The 17,561-nt window shown below is 39.4% G+C and carries 14 protein-coding genes; all 14 read right to left on the bottom strand.

Features of this window, described 5'->3' with window-relative positions; all coding sequences use genetic code 11:
* Positions 1 to 960, bottom strand: coding sequence for a GDP-mannose 4,6-dehydratase (locus tag BM232_RS08610; RefSeq protein ID WP_091713547.1), 960 nt, complete (start codon positions 958 to 960; stop codon positions 1 to 3).
* Entirely contained in the window at positions 957 to 2,063 is a 1,107-nt protein-coding gene (locus BM232_RS08605; protein ID WP_091713546.1) for a glycosyltransferase family 4 protein, read from the bottom strand. Before BM232_RS08605 ends, BM232_RS08610 begins: the two co-directional genes overlap by 4 nt.
* Positions 2,060 to 3,109 carry a polysaccharide pyruvyl transferase family protein gene (locus tag BM232_RS08600; protein ID WP_091713545.1) on the bottom strand — a complete coding sequence of 350 codons (1,050 nt, stop codon included), beginning with the start codon at positions 3,107 to 3,109 and terminating at the stop codon, positions 2,060 to 2,062. Before BM232_RS08600 ends, BM232_RS08605 begins: the two co-directional genes overlap by 4 nt.
* Positions 3,102 to 4,535 (bottom strand): hypothetical protein, encoded by a 1,434-nt coding sequence (locus tag BM232_RS08595; protein ID WP_091713543.1) that lies wholly within the window; start codon positions 4,533 to 4,535, stop codon positions 3,102 to 3,104. The genes BM232_RS08600 and BM232_RS08595 overlap by 8 nt, the downstream gene beginning before the upstream one ends.
* Positions 4,532 to 5,890: a flippase gene (locus BM232_RS08590; RefSeq protein WP_091713541.1), complete on the bottom strand. Its 1,359-nt coding sequence runs from the start codon at positions 5,888 to 5,890 to the stop codon at positions 4,532 to 4,534. The genes BM232_RS08595 and BM232_RS08590 overlap by 4 nt, the downstream gene beginning before the upstream one ends.
* Positions 5,891 to 5,985: 95 nt before the next feature.
* Positions 5,986 to 7,056 carry a GDP-L-fucose synthase family protein gene (locus BM232_RS08585; RefSeq protein WP_091713538.1) on the bottom strand — a complete coding sequence of 357 codons (1,071 nt, stop codon included), beginning with the start codon at positions 7,054 to 7,056 and terminating at the stop codon, positions 5,986 to 5,988.
* A 69-nt stretch (positions 7,057 to 7,125) separates the two neighbouring features.
* On the bottom strand, positions 7,126 to 8,244 hold the full coding sequence (gene gmd / locus BM232_RS08580; RefSeq protein ID WP_091713536.1) for a GDP-mannose 4,6-dehydratase: 1,119 nt from the start codon (positions 8,242 to 8,244) through the stop codon (positions 7,126 to 7,128).
* A gap of 497 nt (positions 8,245 to 8,741) precedes the next feature.
* Positions 8,742 to 9,911 (bottom strand): nucleotide sugar dehydrogenase, encoded by a 1,170-nt coding sequence (locus tag BM232_RS08575; protein ID WP_091713533.1) that lies wholly within the window; start codon positions 9,909 to 9,911, stop codon positions 8,742 to 8,744.
* A gap of 4 nt (positions 9,912 to 9,915) precedes the next feature.
* Complete coding sequence (gene glmS, locus BM232_RS08570; RefSeq protein ID WP_091713531.1) at positions 9,916 to 11,781, bottom strand: glutamine--fructose-6-phosphate transaminase (isomerizing); 1,866 nt, start codon at positions 11,779 to 11,781, stop codon at positions 9,916 to 9,918.
* A 75-nt stretch (positions 11,782 to 11,856) separates the two neighbouring features.
* The gene (locus BM232_RS08565) at positions 11,857 to 13,752 is read right to left on the bottom strand and encodes a polysaccharide biosynthesis protein (protein ID WP_245752858.1); all 1,896 of its coding nucleotides are present in this window, start codon (positions 13,750 to 13,752) and stop codon (positions 11,857 to 11,859) included.
* Between the two features lie 92 nt (positions 13,753 to 13,844).
* Entirely contained in the window at positions 13,845 to 14,723 is an 879-nt protein-coding gene (gene rfbD, locus BM232_RS08560; RefSeq protein WP_091713528.1) for a dTDP-4-dehydrorhamnose reductase, read from the bottom strand.
* Positions 14,723 to 15,271: a dTDP-4-dehydrorhamnose 3,5-epimerase gene (gene rfbC, locus BM232_RS08555; protein ID WP_091713526.1), complete on the bottom strand. Its 549-nt coding sequence runs from the start codon at positions 15,269 to 15,271 to the stop codon at positions 14,723 to 14,725. The genes rfbD and rfbC overlap by 1 nt, the downstream gene beginning before the upstream one ends.
* Positions 15,272 to 16,156 carry a glucose-1-phosphate thymidylyltransferase RfbA gene (rfbA, locus tag BM232_RS08550; protein ID WP_091713524.1) on the bottom strand — a complete coding sequence of 295 codons (885 nt, stop codon included), beginning with the start codon at positions 16,154 to 16,156 and terminating at the stop codon, positions 15,272 to 15,274.
* Positions 16,153 to 17,226 carry a dTDP-glucose 4,6-dehydratase gene (rfbB, locus tag BM232_RS08545; protein ID WP_091713521.1) on the bottom strand — a complete coding sequence of 358 codons (1,074 nt, stop codon included), beginning with the start codon at positions 17,224 to 17,226 and terminating at the stop codon, positions 16,153 to 16,155. The genes rfbA and rfbB overlap by 4 nt, the downstream gene beginning before the upstream one ends.
* Positions 17,227 to 17,561: the final 335 nt, after the last annotated feature.

Genomic DNA, 17,561 nt, shown 5'->3' with positions numbered 1-17,561 from the left:
TCAGCCTTTATCATCAATGCCACCTTTGATCATGTTTGCTATTACAGCCTGCATATCAAATCGTGCTCCCCAACCTAATTTCTCTTTTGCTTTGCTTGGGTCGCCTACGCTGTATAACAGTTCCGATGGACGTATAAATGCATCGTTTTGCTTCACGTGCTCTTTATAATCAAGATTAAAATATGCAAATGCCGCACTAACAAACTGTTCTAGCGTGTTTGTTTCACCGGTAGCAATAACGTAATCTTCGGGGTTATCCGTTTGAAGCATTAACCACATTGCTTCCACATATTCCGGTGCCCATCCCCAGTCTCTTGAAATATCCATTCGTCCCAGTTCAAGGACCTCATTTGAGCCATTGGCAATCCTTGACGCTGTAGAAACTATTTTTTGTGTAACAAAACGCTTAGGTCGAAGTGGCGATTCATGATTAAAAAGAATACCGGTGCAGGCATACATGTCATACGCATTTCGATAATTATCCACTAACCAAAATGCCGAGGATTTTGCCACAGCATAAGGACTTTGTGGATGAAAGGGGGTGGATTCATTTGCTGATAAACGGCCAGTATCCCCAAAACATTCACTCGAACCAGCATGATAAATTTTGGGTGAAGGATTAAGCATGCGACATGCTTCCAACACATTTAACGTGCCCAATGCGATGCTTTGAATTGTTTCTGCTGGCTGCTCAAAAGAGAGTCCGACTGATGATTGTCCGGCTAAGTAATAAACCTCATCCGGTTCTGAGCGATTCAACGCAACTAAAACGCTTCTGAAATCTTCTGGGACCATACTAACAAGCCTGACTTTGTCATAAATGCCGAGTTTTTTTAGGTTCAAAAAACCCGTTCCTTGAGCATCACGTGAACTGCCCCAAACTTCATAGCCCTTTCCTAGCAATAGCTCAGCTAGATAGCTGCCATCCTGCCCACTAATACCACAAATAAGCGCCCTCATGACGTCACCATCTTATATACAGCAGCAGTCTCCAAAGCACACTTTTCCCAAGAAAACATTTTAACTCGCTCTCTGCCAAGGTTAATGAGTTGACTTCTATACTCGGGATCGTTAATGACGGATTCCATCGCTAGTCTTATAGATTTTGAACTCTCTGGAATGAACATATGTGCAGCATTCCCAACTACTTCTGGCAAAGAACTAGTACTACTACAGACTACGGGACAGTCGTAATTCATTGCTTCGAGTGGAGGAATCCCAAACCCCTCATATAATGATGGATAAACGAATAAACTCGCTTGACTGTAGTAAGAGGCTAATAATTCATCATTACCTGAAACTTGTCTAACCTGATTTTCAGACAGTCCCAGATCTGCAAATGTTTTTTTTTCCACATCGTTGAAGCATCCTCCCCCAAAAGATACAACATCATAATTCGTCTTCAAATCTTGAGATTCAGCATAAGCCTCTATAAACGTCATAAAGTTTTTATAACCATTTCGTTGCCCAACATACAATAAAAAAGGGCGTAATGTTTGTGTAAAATTTGCGGGCACGTCACTTTTATCCACAGATAACTCATGACCTAAATACACAACCGATATTTTATTTTCAGGAGTGCCAAAATAACAAATTAGATCTTTTTTCGTTTGCTCAGAAATACAGATGACGTGATCAGCTCTAGAAACTGAAACCGCTTTTAATTCACTAGTTCTATCATTTGATGAAAATTGATTTGGAAATTTCTCATGAATCATGTCATAGACGGTGACCACTTTTTTTACGCTTTTGGGAGCGATTGTATTAGGAGAATAGTAAGTTTCATGAACAATGTCTGGAAGATATTTTTTTGCAAATCGTTTTGCGCATAAAGCATTTATGTACCGAAAAAAACGCCTAGTCATTGGCAAATATGACTCTATCTTTTGACCCGTATATAAGTCTCGCGATAGTCCCATCAGATATTGATTAATATGAATACCAGCATAAATATGTGACATTGAATTAAGTTTGTCCAAGTTATTTACTAGCTCACAAAAATACCTTGAAATGCCTCCATGAACTTGAGTATTAAAAATCTGGTTGTCAAATATTATTTTCATTCTTTGATTCTACTTAACACACTTAAAATCCAGGCCTTTGAACTTTTGATATAACTATCTATAAGTTGAAAATTTAGATCATCTGTACTCATTAGAAGGTCCAATTTCTTAGAGTCAATGACACTCAGCTCATCAATATTCAAAACTCGTTCTGAAGAAAAGGTTTTACTTATTGGACTTTCTAGCCTTGCCACCAAACTTGGATTTTTAATTACAATGAAAGGCGTTCCTGTCATTAGTGCCATCATGACACCGTGAAAAGTAGAGGTAACTAATAACTTTGACTGTGCAACCTGTTGGACTGTCCAAAGCGGATCTTTCAATTGTTTCACTAAGTGGCGAAAAAAACTTTTTCTGGGGAAATAACCAAGGAGTTGTGGTTTGAGACTCTTTAGATTGAGCGTTTTGTTTAAAGCACTGTTAGAGTTTATAACTTCGGCAATAACGGCTGCAGATGGTGAGTAAACAGAAACCTTATCATACCTCTTTTGGCCAACAAACCATTCAGAGTAAGGTGAGTCAATTAGAAAAAAACAAGGATCTATTACTAATTCAGCATGTATATTCGAATGTTCCAAAACTAAATTTTGAGTATTGTGATCACGAACACTCAGCGCGAAGAAATTTTTAAACTGGTTTCCAAGCCAATATGGTTCATCTGAGACTCTTGGTCCCACAGATGGCGCATATGAAATTTTCTTTTTTGCATTTTGCATAAAACCAAAGAAGTTTCTATCCAGTGGAAAAAGTGTCGATCCCATATGCCATATCATATCCGAGCCATAAACCGCTAAATCTATTTGCTCACCCATCTGACCAAAACAGAAATTTCTCTGCCAGAACCATCTCATCATTATAAACTTAGGCAACATTCCGGTCTTTGTTTGCTGCTTTAACTCTTTCCAAAAATGGTTTTCATAATTCAAGTGCTTCACACTAGATTCAGGCAGAACACTTTGCAATAACACCTTCAATCCCAGCGCTTGAAGATACTGTCCATGATTCCCGCCCTTTACAAAACTGACTATTTGGACCGTCCTAATCAAGTGTCACCTCAGCTACTGCGATAATAGAATCATAAACATTTGTCAAATTGCTAAAATTAATAGATGAACCTGAACCTCCAATGTAGGCCGCAATGGTATCCTCAGTTTTACAACCCGAATACTCACCATGAAAGCCTTTTACGAACATACTTTCGAAGTCATTTTGTTTTGGTGTAAAAACTTCTCTTTGTCTCTGAGTATTCGTTATTCCTGATGACATCTCACATAAAATATCTGGAATAGTAATGTTTACTTCATCTAGCATTCTATTAATATTATTTATTGCTCTAAAGCTTATTAGGCTATCAAGTGACAACAATTTAACTTGATTATTTAGCTCTTCAACATATCCTTTTATTAGTATTTCTCGCTCTTTTTCTGAGTATGTACACCCTCCAAAGCGATGGTCATTTAAATAGAGTACATTGGTAAAACCAATCGAAAACAGCTTTGAATCTTCAAGTAAATATCGTGGTGCAAATTTTGGAATCTTGTTATTCAACAATTTTCGACGAAACCAATGGTAAGCTGGCCTGATAAAATCTTTGATATTTTGCCTTTCACTATTTCGCTTAAGCAGACCAATATCTACAAGCAACTCATTTAAATTTAGCTCATACTCAAACTTACCAATGCCATGATCAGAAACGATGAATAACTGTTGTGGTTCAATTTTATTTATCAGAGCATCAAGCTGTTCATCAAAACTTTCACACAGATCCAATACAGTATTTCTTAGCTGTTTCTCAAATTCATTTTTAGGATTTCTCTCACAAAGACCTAAGAATTTATAAGCCATCTCGTTAATAAATCTTGTTGCAGCAAAACATATGTCCACTGGATTCTTATCTAAAAGTCTCTCAAGCATGTAAAAATAATCTGCTAAATGTTTATTCGCAGTAGCTTCAAACTCTGATATTGATTGAGGGATAAATGCCCCATACCCCATTCTAAAACCAAGGTCGATATCTTTTATGTGAAGACCTTTAAGCAACTCACTCGGAAAAACATCTTCATCAGACATACTATTTCCAAACTTCCCAGCACCAGTCGCCCCAACAGAAAATCCATTTAGTTTTTCTGGGGCAGTCACCGTTGGAACTGAAAATATACCAACACTATAACCAAGCTTCTCCAACTTATTCCATAATAGCTCGCCACTTCCAATCGTTTTTTTTACTAGAGATAAACCTGTTCGTTGACTAGCGTAGATTTTGCCATCTTGGTATTCAGGAACCTGATAGAATGCACCAGTTTGGTATGCATTTTTTCCTGAATATATTTCTGGCCATCCTCTGCTTACCACATTGAGAATCTTTGGTGTACCTATAATCCCACTTTCAATCCGAGTAGCTAGTTTTTTTAGACCAAGCCCTTTGATTGATTCGTGCCCAAGGCCATCAATGCCAAAAATAAACATTTTCATCTCAGTTCCTTAAGTGATTTCACCAAATGCCAAGGGTTAAAAGAAACCATTGTTAAATTAAAAATTGGCCATAGTTTTTTATTGAATGTATATGAAATTACGTTAGCGAATATTACCGAGATCAAAGTAGCAATTGCAGCTCCAATGATCGAAAATTTAGGAATTAGAACCATATTTAGAAAAATGTTCACAACTAAACCAGACCAAGTTCTTAATGCAAATAAATGTTGTAAATTTTCTGCAATGAACCATCTACTAGCCGCCATACCAAGCGCTATGAAAATTCCTACCCATATATGAATCATTAATACTTTACTAGCCTCCTCAAAACTTTCACCATATAGGGTGTTTATTATCCAGTCAGCCATTAATGTTACCAAAATGGCAATCGTAATTCCCATCCATATCAAAAGACTGAAGAGTCCTCGTATTTTCTTTTTATAATCTAAAATGGACTGAGATCTGGCATGCAATATTGCGGGGAAGAGTGTAGTAGTCAGAATAGTTGGAATAAAATACCAAGCCTCACTTATACGACTTGCCGCAGCATAAATTCCAACAGCTTCATTATCCACCATTGAAAACAACATAATCATGTCCATTTTAAAGTATGCGATCATAGCTAAATTTGAAATCGCAATTGGCCAACTTAATTTAAGAAGTTGCCTGAAGTATTTCCAGTTGAAGTTAAAAGAAAGGTTTTGGTTGGTTTGTTTACGATAAGATACAAAATAAAAAATGCTTAAAATGATCACATCGAACAGCACTAAATATAAAAATGCATCAACACCAGCATCTATCGTCAAAAGGTATAATTTTGTGAGGCTAGATATCACTAGTTGAGCAATTTTTAGCACCACAACAGGTTTTGCGATAACTTTAGATTGAAAAAAACAATCAACGATCTCTGCGCTCTGAAATATCAAGCCAATACTTGTTATGCATACTAAAATTACTGTATTAATATCATCTTCAATAAAATACGATACAGCTACCATTAAAAATATAATTGGTAGTGCACCTAATACTCTGAGTGTATAAACCGTGTTCATTATTTCGCTAACACGTTTATTTTGTTCAACAAGCTCTTTAACTATCAGGTTATTCAATCCAAGTCTAGCCAAAATACTGAATATTGCCACATAAGAAGTGACATATGCATAAAGCCCAAAATCACTTGGCCCTAATTGACGAATTATGAGAATTGATATGAAAAACGAAACTACTAGCCTAAGGACTTGCTCTATTGATGATAAAAAAGCATTAGACAAATATTTTTTAGCCCCATGAGATATCAAAGCATGATCTATCTTTGAGTTTCCGGAATTCTTATAACTATCTTTTTCTGATTGCAATTAAATTCCCTTGAAATATTGCTTATAGCTTTCATTTATACGTTTACAAAATCTTGACATTAATGCGTATCAAATTAGCTCTAACATTAATAATGTTATTTAAAGTATTTCACATACTCATGGTAGGCTTGAGAAATCCCCTCAAAAAGAAAGCATCTTTGGCTCCAACCAATTTTTTCTAATCTTGTAACATCCATTAACTTTCGGTGAGTTCCATCAGGTTTCGTTTCATCAAACCTCAAATTACCTTCAAACCCAACTACATCTTTAATCATTTCAGCCAGTTGTTTAATGGTGAGATCTTCACCTACACCAATATTCACTACCGGCGCCACACCATCATTACGATCCCCCCCCAATAGCGGCTTGTAACGTTCGTCATCAAGATTCATTAAGTGTATACACGCATCAGCCATGTCTTCGCTATACATAAACTCTCGTCTTGGGGTGCCTGTTCCCCATATGACCACATTTGGCAAACGTTGTGAGGCACAGCAATCGAGTAACTCTGTTTTAAGAGGCTCAGGCAGCTTTCCGTAATTTTTCTCATCTTGCAGTATTGCGTTTTGATTACCCTCTCCAGCTAGTTTAGCCAGATGAAATTTACGGATGAGTGCTGGCAAAACGTGAGAATTATTGAGATCATAATTATCGCCAGGTCCATAAAGGTTAGTTGGCATAGCTGCAAGAAATTGTGTTCCGTACTGCCGGTTATAGCTCCAACACATCTCAATGCCGGCAATTTTGGCCAGAGCATACGGTCGATTAGTTTCTTCAAGAGGACCAGTTAGGAGGCATTCTTCTTTTAAGGGCTGTGGAGCATTTTTAGGGTAAATACAACTAGAGCCAAGAAAAAGTAGACGTTTTACATCATTTAGATACGCGTGGTGGATAAGATTAGTTTGAATTGCCAAATTATCACGGATAAATTCAGCCGGATAAGTATTATTCGCATGAATACCACCGACTTTAGCTGCAGCTAAGAATACATAGTCAGGTTTTTCTTTTTGGAAAAAACTTGCAACGTCTGATTCAACTGTCAAGTCCAATTCATTATGAGTTCTCACGATCAAATTTTCATAGCCTTGTTGTTCAAGCCTTCTCATTAATGCCGAACCAACTAAGCCGCGATGACCTGCCACATAAATTTTATCTTTTTTATTCATTTTTAAACTCAATTAGGGCTGACTGACAACGCCATATTGTTTAGCAATAACAAAAATCTACTGATTTGTTTACTCGATACTAACGGGAATATCATGCCCATGTAATTTAAGTAATGCGTGACGCTTAGCAATATTAAGATCTTCAACAATCATCTCAGCACACATTTCTTGTATGGTAATTTCAGGCTCCCAGCCTAAATCTCGTTTAGCCTTTCCAGGATCACCTAGTAAAGTTTCCACCTCTGCAGGTCGGAAATAACGTTCATCGACCTCAACGATGACGTCACCTATACTGAGAGCAGGAGCATGGTCACCTTCTATAGAAACAACAATACCTTTTTCTGAAACACCTTCACCTTCAAATTGTAGAGTGATACCCAACTCATTGGCTGCCCATTCAATAAATTGACGGACAGAGTATTGCACTCCGGTCGCTATAACAAAATCTTCTGGCTGCTCTTGTTGCAACATCATCCATTGCATCCGCACATAATCTTTTGCATGCCCCCAGTCACGTAATGCATCCATATTGCCCATATAGAGTTTCTTTTCGAGCCCCTGAGCAATATTCGCTAAACCACGGGTAATTTTACGGGTGACAAAGGTTTCACCACGACGGGGAGATTCATGATTAAACAAAATGCCATTACAGGCATACATACCATAAGACTCCCGGTAGTTGACCGTAATCCAGTAGGCATAGAGTTTAGCAACAGCATAAGGAGATCGAGGGTAGAAAGGCGTTGTTTCTTTTTGGGGTATTTCTTGAACTAAACCATAAAGTTCAGAAGTAGAGGCTTGATAAAAGCGTGTTTTCTTTTCAAGCCCCAACAATCGGATAGCTTCCAGGAGTCGAAGCGTACCCATCGCATCAACATCAGCTGTGTACTCAGGTGACTCAAAAGAGACTGCGACATGAGATTGGGCGCCAAGATTATAGACTTCGTCAGGTTTAACTTGTTGCAGGATACGAGTCAGGTTAGAGGAGTCTGTTAAATCACCGTAGTGCAATATAAAGTTTTTATTGTCGACGTGAGGATCTTGATAGATATGATCGACACGTTGTGTGTTAAAACTTGACGCACGTCGTTTTATCCCATGAACGATATAGCCTTTTTCAAGTAAAAACTCGGCTAAATAAGATCCATCTTGCCCTGTAATGCCAGTGATTAATGCGACTTTACTCATTGACTATCCTGATTATTCTTCTGAAACTTATTAAAAATAACGGCTAAGTATAAACGGAAAGACTCTATCATACAGAACTTAGTATTAATAATACCTCCTAACAATCAAGTTTTAACTTCATATTTATATACAAAATAGATAGTTATGATCTATTTAAAATTAAAATCAGACTAAAGCCATCACAAAAACATGTCGTCTTAATGTACTTTTGCGAAACTCGATTCAGGTATCATGCCGAGGATAAGTAGAAATCTTTAATAATTGACTGGCAGAAAAAAATTAATTAATAACTTCAAAAGGAAGTGTAGACTCTAGACTCATCCATGCGCCAACTCATTAGGATAAGCTGACTTGATGATTTAAGAAGGTGGCACAGATGCCAGAAATAAACTTTCCCCGCCATCCATGGCAGTCTACTCAGATATTTCGTATTGGCATCCGTGCCATTAAATATTTTATGACCAGTGAAATATTAACTCAGTGATGAGTTTCTCATTCTAAGCATCACCACCAAATAAATCTCGGGTATAAATTTTATCTTTCACATCTATAATATCTTCAGTGACGCGATTAGCTAAAATTACGTCCGCCTGAGATTTAAACTGATTGAGATCATTCACGACTTTTGATCTGAAAAACTCAGCATCCTCAAGTACAGGCTCATAAACTATAACCTCGATACCCTTGGCTTTAATACGTTTCATTACACCTTGAATAGCTGAAGCTCTAAAATTATCAGAACCTGACTTCATCACTAATCGGTAAATGCCGACAACTTTGGGATTTCTGTTGATAATAGAGTTGGCAATAAAGTCTTTTCTCGTAGTATTGGCATCAACAATTGCTTTGATAATATTATTAGGCACATCTTCGTAATTGGCCAATAATTGTTTAGTATCTTTTGGCAAGCAATAACCACCATAGCCAAAAGAAGGATTGTTATAGTGACTACCAATGCGTGGATCTAAACCGACACCTTCGATAATCTGACGTGAGTCCAAACCGTGGGCTTCTGCGTAACTATCAAGCTCATTAAAGTACGCCACCCGCATAGCAAGGTAAGTATTCGAGAATAACTTAATCGCTTCGGCTTCGGTACTATCAGTCACCAAAACATGGACATCAGGTTTTAGCGAGCCTTCAACAAGTAAATTAGCAAAGATTTCTGCACGCTCACTTTTCTCTCCCACCACAATCCGTGAAGGATATAAATTATCGTAAAGCGCTTTCCCTTCTCTTAAAAACTCTGGTGAGAAGAAAATATTCTCAACACCAAATCGTTGCTTGATTTCTGCAGTATACCCAACTGGCACAGTAGACTTAATTATCATTACCGCATCAGGGTTAATGCTTTTTACATCCTGAATAACCGCTTCTACAGACTTTGTATTGAAATAGTTGGTATCTGGGTCGTAGTCGGTTGGTGTGGCAATGACGACATAATCAGCACCGTTATAGGCATCCGCTTTATCCAGTGTTGCCCTAAAATCTAGGGTTTTATTTTGTAAAAAATCTTCAATTTCAGCATCAACGATTGGCGATTTTTTGTTATTGAGTAGGTTTACCTTCTCCTCAATAATATCTAACGCCACGACTTGATGCTTTTGAGCTAATAAGACGGCCAAAGAGAGGCCAACATACCCTGTCCCTGCGATTGCTATTTTCATATTTTTACTCAACTGTAACGGATTTGGCTAAATTTCTCGGTTGATCCACATCAGTGCCTTTGATTAAGGCAACGTGGTAACACAGTAACTGTAATAAGATATTGTATGTGATTGGTGCGGTAATACGACCGACATTGGTCGTGGCTTTCACGACTTTGAAACTGGTTTCTGAGCTGATATCACTGCGTTCATCTTCAAACACAATCATCTGCCCGCCACGCGCTTTGACTTCCTGTAAATTGGATTTTAACTTTTCCAATAAATCATCTAGAGGGGCGATAGCAATAACGGGCATGGTTTCATCGATTAAAGCCAAAGGACCATGCTTCAATTCACCTGCAGGATAGGCCTCTGCATGAATATAACTGATTTCTTTTAACTTTAAAGCCCCTTCCAGAGCTATGGGGAACATCGTTCCACGCCCTAGAAATAAAGCATGTTGTTTATCTGCGAATAACTGGGAGATATCACGAATCTCCTCTTCATGTTCGAGGGCCATACGAATCAAATTAGGTAGTTTCTGCAAACCACCTGCGATCATAGATTCACGCTCTTTACTTAATCTTTTTTGGACTTTACCTAAGCTGGTGAGTAGTAAAGCCAGTACAACAAGCTGAGTAGTAAATGATTTGGTTGACGCCACACCAATTTCGGGCCCGGCATGCGTCAGATAAGTCATATCAGCATCACGTGTCAGACTGCTCTCAGCCACATTACAGATACTCAATGTAGTAATGCCATCAAGTTCATGAGCTTTTCTGTAATGATTAATCTGATGCAGTGCAGCCAGTGTATCAGCGGTTTCGCCTGATTGACTTATCATTACAAACAAGGTGTTATTCAGAATCACCGGATTGCGATAACGGAACTCACTGGCCACTTCAACCTGACATGGCAAACCGATAATGTCTTCCATCCAATATTTGGTGACCATACCTGCGTGATAGCTTGTTCCACAAGCGATGATGTGAATTTGTTCAACCGTTTTAAAGATTTGCTCAGCTTTGGGGCCAAAACTCGATACCAAAACCTGCTCTTGAGTGATACGCCCTTCTAACGTGTCAATCACAGCTTGGGGCTGTTCAAAGATCTCTTTGTGCATGTAATGGCGATGCTCACCCAGCTCAACCGACGTAATATTGAGGCTTGACTGTTTAACAGGGCGCTCAACTAATTCACCTGTTGCCGCACTATAAATTTCGACCTTGTCCCGGGTTAACTTGGCAACATCACCGTCTTCTAGAAAAATAAAATTCTGTGTAACGGGAAGCAATGCCGAAACATCAGAGGCTATAAAGTGTTCGCCTATGCCGATACCGATAACCAGCGGACTACCTTTTCTGGCAGCCACTAACATATCAGGATGAGACTTATCCATTACGCCTAAAGCGTATGCCCCATCAAAAACTTTCAGAGAACGCAGAACCGCCTGTAAAAGATCATTATCCTGTTGCAGTTCAGCATGGATTTCATGGGCAACGACTTCTGTATCCGTTTCAGAAGTAAAGCGGTAGCCTTGTGTGAGCTGTTTTTGCTTTAATGATTGGTAATTCTCAATTATTCCATTATGTACGATCGCCACTTGGTTATTACAAATATGGGGATGTGCATTATTTTCAGAAGGTATTCCGTGCGTTGCCCAACGTGTATGAGCTATACCGATTCGACCAGTGAAAGGCTCGGTTAACTGATCCACCTTATCCTGTAGTTGCTGTATTTTACCTAGAGATCGAACACGATGAAGTGCGTTGGTATCGTCGAGTAGCGCCATTCCAGACGAATCATACCCGCGATATTCCAGTCTTCGTAACCCTTCCATCAAGATAGGGCTAACATTTCTTTCAGCGATTCCGCCGACTATTCCACACACTTAATTAAATCCTCTTGAAATATAGCACTATATAGAGTTTAACTGAGATTCTAATCATAAAGAATGATCTTGCCTTTACCTTTCCCCAAGCCAATCACTTAACTCACATTGAGGGATAAAGCCGTCAATCGTGTCTAATAATATAGCCCGCGCTTTTTGACTATCATCATGTTTATTAGCCAGTTCCAGTTCTCTAATAATTGACACCAGTGCTGACCACTCAATAACACATTCTTCTGCCCGCATAATTTTTTCATGCTTGGTTGCTGACACATTATCGCCGATGAGTAACTCTTCATAAAGCTTTTCACCCGGTCTGAGACCGGTATAGGCAATTTCAATATCACCATCAGAGTTATCATTATCTCGTATGGTAAAACCGCTTAAATGAATCATGCGTCTGGCTAGATCAAGGATTTTAACCGGTTCGCCCATATCAAGAACAAAAACATCGCCGCCTTTGCCCATGGCGCCTGCCTGAATAACTAAAGCTGCAGCTTCAGGAATGGTCATAAAATAACGAATGATCTCAGGGTCAGTAACTGTTACCGGGCCACCTTTGGCAATCTGGTCTCGGAATAATGGCACCACAGATCCCGATGACCCTAATACATTACCAAACCTCACCATGGTAAAACGTGTTTTGTTATACAACGTTTTTGATTCGGCAAAAGCCTGTAGTACTAACTCTGCCAAGCGTTTAGTAGCGCCCATAGTATTCGTTGGTCGCACAGCTTTATCGGTTGAGATCAGCACAAAGGTTTCAACTTCAGCATCAATCGCAGCCTGAGCACAATGCAATGTGCCAAACACATTATTGCGGATACCTTCATTGGTATTTCTTTCTACAATAGGAACATGTTTATACGCTGCAGCATGATAAATCGTATTAATCCCAAAACGTCGACATACCATCTCAACACGCTGCTGATTCAGCACTGATCCCAAAATTGAGTAAACAGGAATATCTAATTTCAATGATTCCAATTCACGTTCGATTTGATAAAGATTAATTTCGCTGGCTTCGTAAAGAACCAGACACGATGGTGATAGATGAATAATTTGCCGACAGAGCTCAGAGCCAATAGAACCACCAGCGCCGGTCACCATAACCGCTTTCCCAGTAATATTTTCACTTAGTAAATCATTATTCGGCGCGACAGGTTCACGCCCCAATAAATCAGCAATATCGACTTCCTGAATATCAGAAACTTCCAAACGCCCTTCAGCAATATCCATCAAATCAGGTAATGTTCTGACGTGAACCGGATAATGTTCCAACAGTTTTAATATCTCACTCCTACGACGACGACCAGCCGATGGCATCGCCAGCAAGATGTCTCTGACCTTAAAACGTTCAATCAACTTGGCAAGCTGATCAACACCATAAACCGTCATGCCGTTAATTTGTTGTCGCCATAATGTTGCGTTATCATCAATAAAAGCCACAGGACGCATTTGATTACTTAGTTTCATCATCGCTGCCACTTGTGCCCCCGCCCGCCCAGCACCATAAATCAGGACAGGGGGAATATAACGAACCGAATTGAGCTCTTTCCAGAGGTGGTGATCGCTTTTAACAATCAACCATCTTGCCATCATTCTACTACCACCCACAAACAACATTAAGATAATTGCCTGAATGGCATAAACTGTTCTTGGAACAAGCCCTGCCAGATCATTTGCCGTTAAAACAATGACAGAAAAAATCAAGGTAAACAGTAGCACCGCTCTGGCAATTGTCCATATAGCATCCATACCGATATAGCGAATAATAGCCCGATATAAACCTGATTTTATGAAAATTGGAATAGCTATAAGTGGTGCAAGAAAGAATATCCACAACTGCTTACTAGGTGGAATATAAAGCTCACCTAATCGTAAAGAAAAAGCTAACCATAATGAGAATGGAATGGCTAAAAAGTCCAGTATGACACTGATCGTTCTTTTTATTGGTCGAGGTTTATTCAAAAACCATAAACCCAGCTTTTTAAGAATTGAAGGATAAGTCAAAGTAATACACTCAAATAAGTTTTACTGACACGTGCAGAAGCAGAATTTTATCAGTTCTGTCCGCTCATCACCCACTCAAGGCTGATTCGCCAGTCTGGTAAGTTGAGACCAAAATGCTGTTTTAACTTTGTATTATCCAATAACGAATGAGCAGGACGATTGGCCGGAGTAGGATAATCACGAGTAGTAATTGGATGTACTTGAGGCACAGAATGTCCCTGTGCAGCCATCAAATTAAATATCTGCTGGGCAAAATCAAACCAACTGGCGCGACCTGCACCAGATAAATGGTATATACCACTATGCTTTTGCCAAAAATCCGCTTGCTGATAACTTTGTGAAATCACTTGTGCCGTCACATCTGCAATATGTCGAGACCAAGTTGGTGTGCCTATTTGATCATGAACTATAGATAGCTGAACTTTATCAATCGCTAATCTTTTCATAGTATTAAGAAAGTTAGCGCCTCTCTCACCATAGACCCAGCTGGTTCTGAATATCAGATATTTATCTGCCACGCTGCTGATAGCTAACTCACCAGCCAGTTTAGTTCTGCCGTAAACATTGAGAGGCTGCGTTTCCGCGTCTTCGATCCAGGCTTTATCACCACTGCCATTAAATACATAATCGGTTGAGTAATGAATAAGCGGGATATCACGACTTTTGGCGACTTCAGCTAATATTTGGGGGGCAAGTGCATTGATCTTATAAGCGAGTTCTTGTTCAGTTTCTGCTCTGTCAACAGCCGTATAAGCTGCAGCATTTACAATTAAATCTGGCGCCAGATGTTCTACTTTTTCAGCTAACTCATCTATCTTACTTAAATCAAGCGTTTGACTGTCTGTAGCAATAACCTCACCAAGACACGACAGACTTCTTATTAACTCATGACCAACCTGACCATTCTTTCCAGTTATTAAAATACGCATTAATCGTAAAATTCCGCTTCGTTAAAATGTGATCCCTGCTGATCTTTTGCAGATAGGGAGGGCGATTGTCCTAATAAAGGCCAATCAATATCTAAAGCAGGATCATTCCATAACAAACAGCGTTCATGCTCAGGCGCATAATAATCTGTGGTTTTATATAAAAAATCAGCAGATTCACTTAACACAAAAAAGCCATGGGCAAACCCTGGTGGTACCCATAGCATCTCATGGTTTTCTGCCTTAAGGTGTACACCGACCCACTGACCAAATGTCGATGATGACTGTCGCAGGTCGACAGCAACATCATAAACCTCACCGGCGGTAACACGTACTAATTTACCTTGTGCATGTTGAATCTGATAATGCAGTCCACGCAATACATTTTGTGAAGAGCGTGAATGATTATCCTGAACAAATTCAGTCTCTACGCCAGTGAGGGCTGCGAACTGTTTTTTATTAAAGCTTTCCATAAAAAACCCACGTTCATCACCAAACACTCTGGGTTTAAGAATTTTTACATCAGTTAGAGTCGTTTCTATCACTTGCATTTAATAAATCTTTTCGTGAATTAGATTCATCAGATAATCGCCATAACCACTTTTTACCAGGGGTTTTGCTAAGGCTAATAACTGATCAGCATCAATATAACCTTGGCGATAGGCAATCTCTTCCGGACACATCACTTTCAAACCTTGGCGTTTTTCTATGGTTTGAATGAATTGTGATGCTTCTAGTAGAGAATCATGTGTACCTGTATCCAGCCAGGCCATTCCCCTGCCCATTACTTCTACATGTAGCTTGTCCATGTCGAGATAACACTGATTAACATCCGTTATCTCATATTCGCCACGCGCTGACGGTTTAAGACTTTCTGCGATATCAACAACCTGATTATCATAAAAATACAGTCCGGTAATGGCATAACGGGATTTAGGTTTGGTCGGTTTTTCTTCAATACTTAACGCTTTTCCAGCATCATCAAACTCAACAACGCCATAACGTTCAGGATCAAATACAGGATAGGCAAATACGGTTGCTCCATCCTGTCTATCGTCCGCTTCAGACATTAAATCTGCAAGGTCATGTCCATAATAGACATTATCACCCAAAACTAAGGCAGTACTGCTATCACCTATAAACGATTTTGTTAAGGTAAATGCCTGAGCAATACCTTCTGGTTTTTCCTGTACGACATAACTTAACTCAAGCCCCCATTGACTACCATCACCTAATAATTGCTGTAGTCGTGGTGTATCTTGAGGCGTTGAAATAATGCAGATTTCTCTCATTCCTGCCAGCATCAATGTCGACAGCGGGTAATAAATCATAGGTTTATCATAAACAGGCAATAACTGTTTACTAATAGATTGCGTGACAGGATGTAAACGCGTACCGCTGCCTCCGGCTAAGATGATACCTTTGCGCTGACTCATGATTCATGCTCTCCCAGACCAAGACGTTCTTGCTGATAACTACCGTCCATAACGCGTTCATTCCATTCACGGTTATTGATATACCATTCAACTGTTTTTCTTAAGCCTGTGGCAAATGTTTCTCTAGGTTTCCAGCCTAACTCACGATTAATTTTGCTGGCATCAATCGCATAGCGCTGATCGTGACCTGGCCGATCGGTAACAAAGGTAATCAAATTACGATGAGGGCAGAACTCAGAGTCTGGCAATAATTCATCCAAGATGTCACAAACGCGGTGTACCACATCCAAATTAGTGTGTTCGTTAAAACCACCAATATTGTAACTCTCCCCTAACTTACCGTTTTCCAGAACAACTTGTAGGGCTTCAGCGTGGTCATCGACAAATAACCAGTCACGGATATTATCGCCTTTTCCGTAAACCGGTAAGGGTTTACCAACCAAGGCATTATTAATAATCAGTGGAATCAATTTCTCAGGAAACTGATAAGGCCCGTAATTATTGGAACAGTTGGTCATAACGACAGGCAGGCCATAAGTATGATGCCAAGCACGAACCAAATGATCACTACCTGCTTTGGTTGCAGAATATGGCGAGTTAGGTTGATAAGGCGTTGTCTCTTCGAATAATCCTGACTCACCTAAAGTGCCATAGACCTCATCGGTAGAAATATGGTGGAAACGAAACTGCGTCGCCGCTTCTTTATCGAGTGTTTTCCAATACTGTCTCGCGGCTTCTAATAAAACGTAGGTACCCACTAAATTAGTTTGCACAAAATCAGCCGGCCCATCAATCGAGCGATCGACATGAGACTCAGCTGCTAGATGCATAATGGCAGAAGGTTGATGTTGTTTAAACAATGCAGTCATTTTTTCAGCATCGCATATATCAGCTTGTTCAAAGTGATAACGAGCATTGTCTGCAACAGAAAGAAGCGATTCCAGATTACCTGCGTAGGTCAGTTTATCAATATTAACAATGTGGTAATCACTGACTTGAATAAGACGACGAATTAAAGCTGAACCAATGAATCCAGCCCCCCCAGTAACAAAAAGTGTTTTCCTTGACACAGATAGCTCTTCTATTTGAGTGAATTGAATATTTGCCAGCTAAAAGTAGCATTAGTCGGACTTGGAAGCAACGCAGAAGCCGTCTTTTTACATAAGTCAACGTATTAAATTTTGGTAATAGAATACCACATCAAACCACCATCATATTTGGTTGATTTTTTGAGAATAAAGGTCTAGTGATGGAGAGAAAAGAATATGGTACGCCCGGCAGGACTCGAACCTGCTACCCTCAGCTTAGAAGGCCGCCAAGTATTCACACAAAATTAGATAGTTAGTAACTAATCCACTTTCGCCAAAGTTAGTGTTTCATTTTTTTATCATTTTGTTTAATAATG

The organism is Methylophaga sulfidovorans (assembly GCF_900114205.1).
Lineage (GTDB): Bacteria > Pseudomonadota > Gammaproteobacteria > Nitrosococcales > Methylophagaceae > Methylophaga > Methylophaga sulfidovorans.
Note: the sequence above shows the minus strand (reverse complement) of the source record. Positions and strands in the feature narration are given on the sequence as shown.